A 14,087-nucleotide genomic window follows, 5' to 3' on the forward strand; every position below is an offset into this window, starting at 1 on the left:
TTCGCTCGCTCCGCTCGCTCACATGGCCTCCTTAGCGTCGTCGGCGCCAGAACCACTGTCGCCCAGGTGATCTCGCAGGACGGGACCGATCACCGCCAGCGCCTCCGGCGTGGTCATGCCGGAATGACGGCACCGCACCTTCTGATCGTGGATCGCGCCGGTCACATACGGCTCCCAGGCCTGCGCGCGCCGGGTGGGGTCGGCCCGGTTGATCTCGTCGTCGGCGGCGGTGAAGAACAGCAGATCACCGTCGAAGACGCGGGGACGGAAGCCGTGCGCGAGCACCGCGCCGTTGGCATATCCGGTGTAGAGCCGATGCAGATGGTCGACTGTCAGCGCCGCGAACGGGCCCGGCCGGTTGCGCAGCAGCTCCGCCGCGTCCTGCAGGGTCAGGCGCGGATCGACCGCATGGTCGCCGCCGAGCAGATCGCTGCCGAATTCGCCGATGATATCGGCGATTCCGGGAATGGCGTGCTCGAGCCATTCGTCGGAGAGTTGATAGCTGTCCATCATCGCCAGCAGCGCCACGCTCTCCCCCGCGTGCTGCAGTTGCACCGCGATCTCCTGGGCGATCAGGCCGCCCAGCGACCAGCCCAGCAGATGGTAGGGACCCTGCGGCTGCACCGATTTGAGCTGTGCCACATAGTCCTTCGCGGCCTCGACGATCGAGGTGTGATCGTTCGCGCCGGACACATGCGGCGCCTGCAATCCGTACACCGGCCGATCGGGCGGCAGCTGCGCCAGCAGACCCGAATAGCACCAGGACAATCCGATCGCCGGATGGACGCAGAACAGCGGCGGCACCGACGATCCGGGCGCGGATCGGATGGCCAGCATCGGCTCCAGCGCCACCGCCAGCGCATCCCCGGCCGTGGCGGCCAACCGGCGGGCGACCGCGGCCGGGCTGGAATCGCCGAACATCAACTGCACCGGCATCTCGATACCCGCCGACCGCAGCTGCGCGACCACCTTGGTCGCCAGCAGCGAATTGCCGCCCAGTTCGAAGAATCCGTCGTCCACGCTCACACTCGGCACGCCGAGCACCTCGGCGAACGCCGCGCACAGCGCCGCCTCCACCGGCGTCGACGGGGCCCGATAGCCCGAACCGGCCCCGAACACCGGTTCGGGCAGGGCCTTGCGGTCGAGCTTGCCGACCGGGGTCAGCGGCACCGCGTTCAGCAGCGTGATCGACTGCGGCACCATGTAATTGGGCACCAGCTCGGCCACATGCGCGGTCAGCTCGGCCACCGTCGGCTCATGACCACGGCATGTTTTCACATACGCCACCAGGGCCGTCGATCCCGCCGGGGTGCGGTGGCCCATGGTGGTGGCGAATTCGACCGCCGGATGCCGCGCGAGCGCCGCGTCGATCTCGCCGAGTTCGATGCGGAAGCCGCGGATCTTCACCTGATGGTCGGTGCGGCCCATATAGTCCAGCGCGCGGCGGCCGTCGTGTTCGACCCAGCGCACCAGATCGCCCGTGCGGTACATGCGTTCGCCCGGTTTGCCGTACGGATTGGCCAGGAATCGCTGCGCGGTCAGGCCCGGCCGGTGCAGATAGCCGCGGGCCAGCGCGGGACCGGCCAGATACAGCTCGCCCGTCACGCCGACCGGTGCGGGATGCAGCCGCGAATCCAGCACCATCGCCGCCACGCCGCGGATCGGACCGCCGATGGTGATCGGCGTGCCGGGCGTCATCGGCTCGGAGATCACGGTGACGATGGTGGTCTCGGTCGGCCCGTACACGTTGTACAGACTGCGGCCGGTCCCCCACCGGTTCACCAGTTCCGGCGGCAGCGCCTCGCCACCGACCAGCACATGCCGCAGCGCGGTCACCCCGCTCGGATCGACCGTGCCCAGCGCGGCGGTGGTGATGAACGCGTGGGTGATCTGTTCGTCGATGAACACCCGAGCCAGTTCCGTGCCGCCGTACACGCCCACCGGGGCGATCACCAGGGTCGCCGCCCCGCCCAGCGCCAGCAGCAGATCCAGCATGGCCGCATCGAAACTCGGTGTGGCGAAATGCAGGACGCGACTGCCCGGGCGCACCTCGAAACGCTGCGCGGTCTCGGCCGCGAAGTTGGACAGTCCGCCGTGGGTGACGACCACACCCTTGGGCACGCCGGTGGAGCCGGAGGTGTAGATGACGTAGGCCGGATTGTCCATCCGCAGCGGCAACGGCCGCTCCTCGGCGGTGATCGCGGTATCGGGGGTGCGCAGCACACGGCGACGGAACGACGGCGCGTCCAGGACGGTCCAATTCGCGCCGTCGGGCATCCGTTCGCGATGCGCCGAGAGTGTGATGCCCAGCGCCGCACCGGAATCGGTGAGCATATGCGCGATGCGATGTTCGGGATAGGTCGGGTCGATCGGCACGAAGGCCGCGCCCGCCTTGGCCACCGCCAGCGTCGCCGCCACCGATTCCGCCGACCGCGGAATACCCAGTGCCACCAGGGTTTCCGGGCCGACACCGAGCGAGATCAGCACCCGCGCCAGCCGGTTGGTCCAGCGGTCGAGCGCATCGTAGGTGATCTGGGTGCCCTCGCAGCGCAGGGCCACCGCCTGCGGATTCACCCGTACCGCCGCCTCGAACACCTCCGGCAGCGTGAACGGGCGGTCGGCGCCCGCGCCGCGCACCGGAGCCAGGTGAGACCATTCCTCGCCGTCGAGCAGTTCCAGATCGCCCACGGGCAGACTCGGATTCGCCGCGGCCGCGGTGAGCAGCCGCACCAGCCGCGCGCCGAGTCCGGCCGCGGTCCGCTCGTCGAACAGATCGCGCGCGAAGTTCACCGATACCGTGATGCCGTCGGGTTCGCGTCGCGCACTCCAGGATTCGGTGGCGGTGAACTGCAGATCGAACTTCGCGATGCCCGGATCGGCGTCGGCGGCCTCGATGCGCAGCTCGGGCAGTTCCAGCACCCGCACCGGCTGATTGCGCACCGACAGCATCACCTGGAACATCGGGTGATGCGCCTGCGAGCGCGCCGGATTGAGCACCTCGACCAGCCGCTCGAACGGCACGTCCGCATGCGCGAACGCCTCCAGATCGGTATCGCGCACCGCATGCAGCAGTTCGGCGAACGAGCATCCGCCGTCGATCCGCGTACGCAGCACCAGGGTTCCGACGAACATGCCGACCATCTGATCCAGCGCGGGATGGCCGCGCCCGGCGATCGGGGTGCCGACGGCGATATCGTCGACGGCGGTGAGCCGGTGCAGCAGCGTCGCCAGCGCGGCGTGCAGCACCATGAACATGGTGACGCCGTGCTGCTGCGCGATGGCCTGCAGCTCCCGATGGGTCAGCGCGTCGATGGCGCAGTCCACCGTGCCGCCGCGATAGCTCGGCGCGGGCGGGCGCGGCCGGTCGGCGGGTACCGCCAGCAGCTCCGGAACACCGTCGAGCGCGGTGCGCCAGTAGTCGAGCTGACGGCTCGCCACCGATTCCGGATCGTCCTCGCTGCCGAGCGTATCCCGTTGCCACAGCGTGTAATCGGCGTACTGCACGGGCAGCTCACCCCATGGGGTGGCCGAGCCCGCGCGATGCGCGGTGTAGGCGGCGGCGACATCGGCGGCCAACGGCTCCAGCGACCAGCCGTCCATCGCGATGTGATGCACGACCAGCACCAGCACATGCTCATCGGCGGCCAGCCGCAGCAGTCGTGCCCGGATCGGGGCGTCGAGGGCCAGATCGAATCCCGTTGCGGCCAGGGCGCTCACCGCGCCCGGCACCTGTGCCTCGGTGATGTCGCGGACCGGCAGTTCGATCGTCGTCTCGGCCGGATCCAGCACCCGCTGGAACGGTTCGCCCTCGAGCTCGCCGAAGACCGTGCGCAACGTCTCGTGCCGCACCCGCACCGCGTGCAGCGCCGCCCGCAGCGCCTCGACGTCGAGGTCGCCGCGCAGCCGCAGCGCGACCGGCACGTTGTAGACCCCGGCCACCTCGGCGCCCGCGGATTCGTTGAATCGCGCCAGGAACCACAGCCGCCGCTGCGCCGCCGACAGCGGCACCCGCGGCGGTCGCGCCCGTCGGCGCAGCTGCGGGCTGGTGTCGGTGCCGCCGCCCGCCTCGAGCAGGGTGGCGAGTTCGGCGACCGTCGGCGCGGCGAAGACGGTGCGTACCTCGAGCCGCACCCCGGTAGCCGCCGCTAGGCGGGCCACCAATTGCGTTGCCAGCAGCGAGTTTCCGCCGACGTCGAAGAAGCCGTCGTCCGCGCCCACGGTGTCGGCGCCGACCAGTTCGGCCATCACCCGCGCCACCAGCCGCTCGGCCTCGGACTCCGGTTCGCGGACCACGGTCGCGGTCAGCCGCGGCTCCGGCAGGGCCGCGCGGTCGAGCTTGCCGACCGGGGTCAGCGGAATGTGCTCCAGGGCGGTGATACTCGCGGGCACCATATGTGCGGGCAGCTGCTGCGCGATATGCAGGCGGAGCTGCTCGACGTCGATTCCGGCGCGGGCGTCGACGGGCAGCACATAGGACACCAGCCGCTTGGCCCCGGCGATCTCGCGAACCTCGGTATGCGCGAAGCGGATCGCGGGATGGGTGGCCAGCACCGCGCTGATCTCGCCCAGTTCGATCCGGAATCCGCGGATCTTCACCTGATGGTCACTGCGGCCCAGGTACACGAGCTCGCCGTGGGAGTTCCAGCGCACCACATCGCCGGTGCGGTACATCCGGGTGCCCTCGGGACCGTACGGGTCGGCGACGAAACGCGTTGCGGTGAGCCCGGGTCGATGCAGATAGCCGCGCGCCAGCGCCTGCCCGCCGAGATACAGCTCCCCCGGCACACCGACCGGCACCGCGCGCAGCCACTCGTCCAGGACCAGCACCCGCGCGCCGCGGGCCGGGGTGCCGATGGTGACCGGCTCGCCCGCGATCAGCGGCGCCGACAGCGTGACCACCACGGTCGCCTCGGTCGGGCCGTAGGCGTTGAGCAGCAACCGGTTCGGCGCCCAACGCGCCACCAGATCCGCGCCCAGCGCCTCACCGCCGACCGACAGCGACCGCAGATGCGGCAGCGGCCAGCGGTCGTGATCGATGGTCGCCAGCGCCGCGGGGGTCATGAACGTGTGCGTGATCCGTTCGCGATCCATCAGCGCGGCCAGCTCGTCGCCGCCGTACACGTCCGTCGGGCAGATGACCATGGTGGCGCCCGCGCCGACGGCCAGCAGCAGATCGAAGATCGCGGCATCGAAGCTCGGCGTCGCGAAGTGCAGGGTGCGCGCCTCGCGGTCGACCCGCATGCGGTCGCGGATCTCGTCGGCGAAGTTGGACAGGCCGCCGTGGGTGACGGCCACGCCCTTGGGTTTTCCTGTGGAGCCGGAGGTGTAGATGACATAGGCCAGATCCGAGGTCCACATCGTGCACACCCGGTCGGCGTCGGTGATCGTGGCCTCGTCGAGGCCCTCGATCTCGGCCATCAGCTCCGGATCGTCGAGCAGCAGCCAGGCGGTCTCGTGGCCGCCCGCCGCGGCCTCGCGCAGCCCGACAGCATGTGCCGACAAGGTCACCCCGGCATGGCAGCCGGAATCGGTGAGCATATGCCGCACGCGATCGGTCGGATAGTTCGGATCGACCGGGACGAAGGCCGCGCCCGCCTTGGAGATCGCCAGGATGGCCGCGACCGATTCCACCGACCGCGTCAGGCCCATCGCGACCCGGTCGCCCGGGCCCAGCCCGCGCCGGATCAGCGCCCGCGCCAGGCGATTCGAATAGCCGTCGATCTCGGCGTAGCTCAGCTCGAGCTCGCCGGCGCGGATCGCGGTACGTTCGGCGTGCAGATGCGCGGTCGCGGTGAAGTAGTTCGCCAGGCTGCACTGCGGGGTGGGGACCGCGCCGTAGGCCGGGGCCAGCAGGCGGCGTTCGGATTCGGTGCGGGCATCGATATCGCGCACCCGGATCTGCGGATCGGCGGCCACCGTCTCGAGCACCGTATACAGCCGATCGGCCAGCGTGCACACCGTCTCATGGTCGAAAAGCTCGGCGGCATAGACCAATTCGAAGGCCGCGCCCGCGCCGTCGGCGATCGGGACGCGCAGCTCGAGATCGAATTTCGCCGCGGCGATATCGAGTTCGTCGGCCGACAGCCGCAGGCCGGGCAGCTCCAGCACCGGGGCCGGCCCGTCCTGCACGGTCAGCGCCACCTGCACCAGCGGATCCGCCGAGCCGCGGCCGAGCTCCTCCACGATCCGGTCGTAGGGCAGATCGGCGTGTGCCATCGCGGCCAGTTCGCTGTCGCGATCGACCTGCAGCTGTTCGGCGAAGCTGCGATCCGGGTCCACCATCGAGCGCAGCACCAGCGTGTTGACGAACATGCCGACCAGCTCGTCGAGGCGGGTGTCGGTGCGCCCCGCGATGGGAGTGCCGATCACCACCTCACGGCCGCCGGTCACGATGCGCAGCAACACCGCCAGCGCCGAGCGCAGCACCATGAACCGGCTCACGCCTTGGGCGCGGGCCAGTTCCTCCAGCCGGTGCTCGAGCGCCTCGGGCACCTCGAGGTGGACCGTGCCCGCCCGTTGGGTCGGTTCGGGCGGGCGGGCACGGTCATAGGGCAGCGGCATCCGCTGCGGCAGCTCGGCCAGCGTCTCGCGCCAGAACTCGAGCTGGGTCGCGGCCGGGCTGGCCGCATCGGTGATATCGCCGAGGCAATCGCGTTGCCACAGCGCGTAATCGGCGTACTGGACAGGCAGCGGCGCCCAGGCCGGGGCGGCACCGCCGCGACGGGCCGCGTATGCCAGCGCCAGATCGTGGGTCAGCGGGCCGAGTGACCAGCCGTCGGCGGCGATGTGGTGCACCACGATGCCCAGGCGGTAGGCCCCGGAATCGGTGTGCAGCAACAGCATGCGCAGCGGGGTCTGGGCGGTCAGATCGAAGCTGCGCCGGGCGAATTCGCCGAGCAGCCCCGACGCCTCGGCGGCCTCGACCGCCACCGGCTCGAGCGTCGGCACACACGCCTCGGTGTCCAGGATCTGCTGATAGGCACCACCGTCGGCGATGTCCTCCGGGAATATCGTGCGCAGCACCTCGTGCCGATGGATCACATCGGTCAGCGCCGCCCGCAGCGCGGGCACGTCCAGCTCGCCGTCGATGCCGATCATGAAGGCGATGTTGTAGGCGCTGGATTCGGGCGCGTACCGGTTGAGGAACCACAGCCGCTGCTGCGGCAGCGACAGCGGAATCCGCTGCGGGCGCGGCTCGTGGCGACGCAGCGCGAGCCGCGGCGCGCGCGGCGCATCGGCCAGGCGCGCGGCCACCCCGGCCACCGTGGGCGCCTCGAAGATCACCCGCACCGGCAGATCCACCCCGACCTCGGCGTGCAGGGCCACGGTCAGGCGGGTGGCCAGCAGCGAATTGCCGCCGATGTCGAAGAAGCTGTCCTCGGCGCCGGGCACCGGATTGCCGAGCACGGTTTCGAAGACGCGCGCGACCTGCCGCTCGAGTTCGGTCTCCGGGGCCCGCGAGGGACCGGTCGCGCCGAACTCCGGTCGCGGCAAAGCCTTTCGGTCCAGTTTGCCCGACGGGGTGACCGGCACCTGGTCCAGCACGGTGATCGCCGCGGGGACCATATAGCCGGGCAGCTGCTTCCGCGCGGTGGCCAGCACCGCCGCGGGATCGATATCGCCGTCGGCGGTGATGTAGGAGGCCAGCCGGGTGCTACCGAACTCACCGGTGTGCACGACGGTCAGCGCGAACCGCACGCCCGGATGGGCGCGCAGCACATGGTCGATCTCGCGCAGTTCGATGCGGAAGCCGCGGATCTTCACCTGATCGTCGGCGCGGCCGAGGAATCGCAGCTGACCCGCGGTGTCGGCGACGACGAGATCGCCCGTGCGGTACATGCGTTCGCCGCGGCGGCCGTGCGGATTGGCCGGGAACCGGGACGCGGTCAGCCCGCGACGGCCCAGATAGCCGCGCGCCAGACCAGGTCCGGACAGATACAACTCACCCGGCACACCCGGCGGCACCGGATGCAGGCGCGCGTCGAGGACGAACAGCCGCATGCCGCGCACCGGCAGTCCGATCGGCACCGGGCGGCCCGCGACCATCGGACCGGTCGCGGTCGCGGCGACCGTCGCCTCGGACGGGCCGTACATGTTGTGCATGCGATGTCCGGCGGTCCAGGTCTGCACCAGCTCCTCGGGGCAGGCGTCGCCGCCGACGATCACCGCCTCGAGCTCGTCCAGGCCCTCGGGCGGCACGGTCGCCAGCGCGGCCGGGGTGACGAAGGCGTGGGTGACCCGCTCCGCCGCCAGCAGCGCCGCCAGTTCCGCGCCGCCGTACATGCCCGCCGGGGCGACCACGATGGTGGCGCCCGCGGCGAAGCCCAGCAACAGTTCCAGCACCGACGCGTCGAACGACGGCGACGAGAAGTGCAGTGTCCGTGCCGAATCGGTCACCCCGAACAGATGCATCTGCTCATGCGCGAGCGAGGCCAGTCCGGCGTGGGTGACCACGACGGCCTTGGGCATACCCGTGGAGCCGGAGGTGTAGATCAGATACGCCGGATGCGCGATGCGCAGCGGCTGGTGCCGCTCGGATTCGGCGATCGGATGGGTGGGATACCGCGACAGCTCCGCGGCCAGCTGCGCGGAACCCATCAGCAGCCAGTCCGCGTCCTGCTTACGGTGCCGCCCGTGGCCCACCGGCCAATCCGGCAGGGCGGCATGGCATTGCGCATTCGTCAGGCCGAGCATCGCGCCGGAGTCCGAGAGCATATGCGCGATCCGCTCGCCCGGATAGTCCGGATCGACGGGCACATACGCGCCGCCGGTCTTGGCCACGGCCCAGACCGCGAGGACCGATTCCAGTCCACGTGGGAGCGCGATCGCCACCACCACCTCCGGTCCGGCGCCGTGCTCGATCAGCACCCGCGCCAACCGGTTCGACCGTTCGTCGAGTTCGCGATAGGTGATGTCGCGGCCCAGATGCCGCACCGCGACCGCATCGGGCAGTCGTTCGGCGGTCTCGCTCAACAGCCGGGCCAGGGTCAGCTGCGGCTCGCCGGGCGCGCCGGTGATCGGGACCAGCTTGCCGGTCTCGCGGGCGTCGAGGATGCTCAGATCGCCGACGGGCACGCTCGGCGCGGCGACCGCGGCGGTCAGCAGCTGCACGAACCGGCGCGCGATCGCCTCGACCGAGGCGGTGTCGAAAACATCGGTCGCATAACCGAATTCGGCCGTGAGCGGACCTTCCTCGGCGCTCGGTGCCTCCGCCGTCGCGCTGTCGTGCACGGTGAGCTGCAGATCGAACTTGGTGACCCCGACCTCCATCGGCAGCACCCGCGCGGCCACCTCCGGCAGATCGATGCGCAGATCCGGGGTGCTCTCATAGGACAGCATCACCTGGAACAGCGGATGCCGCCCGGCGTCGCGGGCCGGATTCACGACCTCCACCAGCCGTTCGAACGGCACATCGGAATTGGCGAAGGCGTCGAGATCGGTCTCGCGGACCCGATCGAGCATCCGATCGAAGCCGGCGGCCGGATCGACCCGGGTGCGCAGCACCAACGTGTTGACGAACATGCCGACCAGATCGTCGAGCGCCGGATCCGAGCGCCCGGCGATCGGGGTGCCGATCGCGATATCGGACGTATTGCACAGTCGCGCAAGCAGAGTCGCGAGCGCGGCATGTAACACCATGAACGTGGACACGCCGCGATCGGCGGCGAGGGCGGCCATCGCCCGCCGGGTGGCGGCCGGGACGGCGAACCGCACCCGGGCGCCCTCGCCGGTGCGGCGCAGCGGCCGCGGGCGATCCAGCGGGAGATCGAGCTGATCGGGCAGATCCGCCAGCGCGGCGCGCCAATAGGCGAGCTGGCGCGACAGCGCGCTCGCGGGATCGGTTTCGTCGCCGAGCAGTTCGCGCTGCCACAGCGCGAAATCGGCGTACTGCACCGGCAGCGGCGTCCAGTCCGGTGCGTGCCCGCCCGCGCGGGCGGCGACCGCGGTCATCAGATCCCGTGCCAGCGGCGCGACCGACCAGCCGTCGCCGCAGATGTGGTGCAGCACAACGAGAAAGACGTAGGTATCCGGTCCGGTGACATACAGCGCCACCCGGATCGGGGCCTGGCTGCGCAGATCGAAGCCGTATCCGGCGTATTCGGTGGCCAGGGCCAGCGCGTCGGCGTCGGTGGCGTCGATCGGATCGAGGGTGAGCGGGATCTCGGCGGCCGGATGCACGACCTGCACCGGTCCGTCGGGGGAATCGGGGAAGGTGGTGCGCAGGCTCTCGTGCCGGTTGAGCACGTCGATCAGCCCGGCGCGCAACGCGTCCGGATCCAGTGGCCCGGTCAGCTCCACCGCCAGCGGCATGTTGTAGGCGGAGGCGTGTTCGGCGAACCGGTTGAGAATCCACAGCCGCTGCTGGGCCAGCGACAGCGGAACCTGTTGCGGGCGAGGGCCCGCCAGGAGTTTCGGCGAGGAGGTGTCGGGATTGTGGCTGTCCAGGCGGGCGGCCAGCGCGGCGATGGTGGTGGCTTCGAACAGATCTCGGATGGTCAGGCCGGCGCCCAGCGCGGCGTTGATCCGGGCCACGGCCCGCGCCGCGGACAGCGAATTGCCGCCGAGGTCGAAGAAGCCGTCGGCGACATCAAGATCGTCGATACCGAGCACCTCGGCGAAGACCGCGGCCAGCCGCCGCTCCAGCTCGGTGCGCGGCCCGGCGGCCGCGCGCGCCACCCGGCGCGGCCCGGGTTCCGGTGCGGGCAGGGCCTTCCGGTCGACCTTGCCATTCGGATTCAGCGGTAGTTCGCCGAGCACCAGCAGATGCGCGGGAATCATGTAGCCCGGCAGCCGCCGACGCAGATCGCCGGTCAGTTCGGTGATGTCCAGCGGAGCGGCGGTCGCGGCCACCACATAGGCGACCAGCTCGTCGCCACCGGGCCCGCTGTGCGCGACACAGACCGCGCGCGCCACCCGCTCATCGGCCAGCAGCGCCGCCTCGACCTCCCCCAGCTCGATGCGCAGCCCCCGGATCTTGACCTGAAAGTCGCTGCGCCCCAGATACTCCAGCACCCCCGCCGACCCGTTGTCGACCCGCCACCGCACCAGATCCCCGGTGCGGTACATGCGGGCGCCCGCGTCGCCAGTTGCGGATACGCCCGGGGTGCTCCCCATGGATTCGCCGGAGGCCGCACCCATGGATTCGCGGGAGGCGCCTGCCTTGGTTTCGCCTGAGGCACCTCCTATGGATTCGCCCGAGGTGCTCCCCATGGCCCCGAAGGGGTTGGCCACGAATCGTTCCGCGCTCAGGCCCGGGCGCTCGAGGTAACCGCGGGCCAGTTGCGTACCCGCGAGGTACAGCTCGCCCACCACGCCCGGCGGCACGGGGCGCAGCCGCTCGTCGAGCACGTAGACCTGGGTGTTCCAGACCGGCGCGCCGATCGGCACGCTGTCCTGTTCGGGCGCGCAGGGCCAGTAGGTGACATCGACGGCGGCCTCGGTCGGGCCGTACAGGTTGTGCAACCGCACGGCCGTATCGCCGAGGGCCGCATGGAAATCGCGCACGGTCGCGGCGGGCAGCGCCTCACCGCTGCAGAACACCCGGCGCAGCCCGGTGCAGCCGCGCACATCGGTATCGGTGACGAATACCGACAGCATCGACGGCACGAAATGCGCTGTGGTCACGCCCTTCTCGGCGATGAGCGCGGCCAGATAGGCCGGATCGCGGTGCCCGTCGGGGGCGGCGACCACCAGCCGCGCGCCGATCTGCAAGGGCCAGAAGAACTCCCACACCGACACGTCGAAGGTGGCGGGCGTCTTCTGCAGCACCACATCGTCCACGTCCAGCGGATACTCGTGCTGCATCCAGCGCAGCCGGTTGACGATCGCGGCATGAGAGACGCCCACGCCCTTGGGTTTTCCGGTCGACCCGGAGGTGAAGATCACATACGCCAGATGCTGCGGGCGCAGCCGGGCCGGGCGGTCGCGGTCGGTGATCGGATCGGCGGCGAACCCGGACACCGCGGCCGTATCGACATCCAGCCGCGGTACCTCGGCCGGCAGTGCGAACCCGTCGCGCGCGGCGGTCAGCACACACAGCGGCCGCGCGGCCGCGAGGATGTGGCCGATGCGTTCGGCCGGATGATCCGGATCGATGGGCAGATACGCCGCGCCCGCCTGGGTCACGGCATACATGGCCACCACCAGGTCCAGGCTGCGCCGAATCGCCAGGCCCACCACCGTATCCGGGCCCGCGCCGCGCGCGATCAGCGCCCGCGCCAGCCGGTTGGCCCGTTCGGCGAGCTCGGCGTAGGTGAGCGTCTCGGCACCGAATTCCAGCGCGATCGCCTCCGGGCAGGCCGTCGCGCGGTCGGCGAACAGCCCGGCCAGGGTGCCCGGCGGCTGCGTCATTGTCGTCGAATTCCATTGCCGCAGCACCAGATCGCGCTCATCGGCGGTGATGACCGGGATCGACACCACCGCGGTATCCGGATCCACCGCGAGCAGCCGGGCCAGGAAGTCCAGGAAACGCCCGTGGTGGGCGGCCAATTCGGCGGCGCCGTAGAGCTGCGGGTTGGCCTCGAAGTCGATGTGGATGCGGTTGCCGACGCCGTTGTAGAGGTTGATCGACAGATCCTCGACCGGCCCGGTGGCCAGCACATTGAGCGAGCCGAGCAGGCTGCCGAATCGCAATTCGCTGTGGAACAGCATGATGTTGACCATCGGCCCGAAGAAGCCGCGAGTATCGCGGGAGTAGCCGCAGTCGCGTCTGATGTCGTCGTGCCGATAGCGCTGATGCCGCAGCGCGCCGGTGATCTGCAGCTCCGCGGCCCGCAACACCTCGCGCAGGGTGGTGGTCTCGTCGAAGCGCAGCCGGATCGGCACCACATTGGACACCACACCCGCCGAGCGGCGCAGCGCCACCGTCGTGCGCGCGGAGACCGGCAGGCTCAGCACCACATCCGGATTGCCGGTGGCCGCGCGAACATAGCAGGCCAGTGCCGCCACGAACAGCGCCGAATTCTGAGTGCCGAACTGCTGTGCCGCCGCACCCAATTCGGCCTCCACCGAGCGGTCCAGCACCGCGGCGGCCAGCCGGCGGCCCGATTCGGGCGCCGAGGCCGCGATGCCGGAACCGGACAGGCTCATCGGCGCGCCGACCCCGGCCAGCTGCTCGAGCCAGTACTCCCGGTCGGAGCGGAACCGGGTGGTGTCGCGATAGCGGGTCTCCTCGCCGTAGATCTCGGCCAGCGGCGTAGCGCGCGAGGCGACCGGCTCGGTGCGATCCTCCAGGGCCGTATATATCTCGGCCGTGCGCAGCAGCGCGTTCATCGCGCCGTAGCCGTCGATGACGATGTGATGGGCCCGCGAGTACCAGATGTAGTCGCGGTCACCGACGCGCAGCACCACATTGGCGGTCAGCGGATCGCGTTCCAGATCCATGGGCGCGCCGGCGTGGTCGTGCATCCAGCGCAGCGCCGCCGCGCGCGGATCGGCCTCATGCCGCAGATCGATGCGCGCCCAGCCTGGCCGCCGCGCGGGATCGATCATCTGCTGCGGAATGCCGTCGATCTCGAGCAGCCGCACCTGACCCACCTGGGACTCCGCACCGAACCGCTCGATCGCGTACAGCAGCCGGCCGACATCGAGATCGCCGTGGATCTCGACGTATTGGGCGATGGTGAGCGGGATATCGGGCCGGATCCGCTGCGCGTACCAGAGGGCGGTCTGGGCGGGTGACAGGGCGAAGGGTTGTGCTGAGAATTCGCCGGAAGAACATTGGTCGACACGATCGGTGGCCAATGAACTCATCAATCACTCCGTTCTGCCGCTGTTGACGCAACTCCCCAAGCACCGCCTCGGACGGCGCGCAGCGCCGGCCGTAGGACGTGATTCACGCCCTATGATTCGGAGCATCGACTCGGCCGGATCGGTAACGTGCTCGAGTTGTTTCATTTCGAACGACGTTGGCGGAGACCAGATTTAGCTCGCTACCTCACCGCAAACGTTGTGTTCGTAGAGAAAGAGCAGACAAACGAGTTACGGCAGGGAGTATGCCAGAACGATCCGGCGATTCAGCTATGTTACGGCGAACAGCGCATGACGACAGTGACCGACACACACGTACCGTGCCGATCCAGGGGTGT

The 14,087-nt window shown here is 70.2% G+C and carries 1 protein-coding gene; it reads right to left on the reverse strand.

All coding sequences use genetic code 11. From position 1 onward, the window contains the following. Positions 1-18: 18 nt before the first annotated feature. On the reverse strand, positions 19-13,752 hold the full coding sequence (locus ACIA76_RS00395; RefSeq protein WP_397146744.1) for an amino acid adenylation domain-containing protein: 13,734 nt from the start codon (positions 13,750-13,752) through the stop codon (positions 19-21). Positions 13,753-14,087 lie beyond the last annotated feature (335 nt).

The organism is Nocardia sp. NPDC051570 (assembly GCF_044454005.1).
Lineage (GTDB): Bacteria > Actinomycetota > Actinomycetes > Mycobacteriales > Mycobacteriaceae > Nocardia.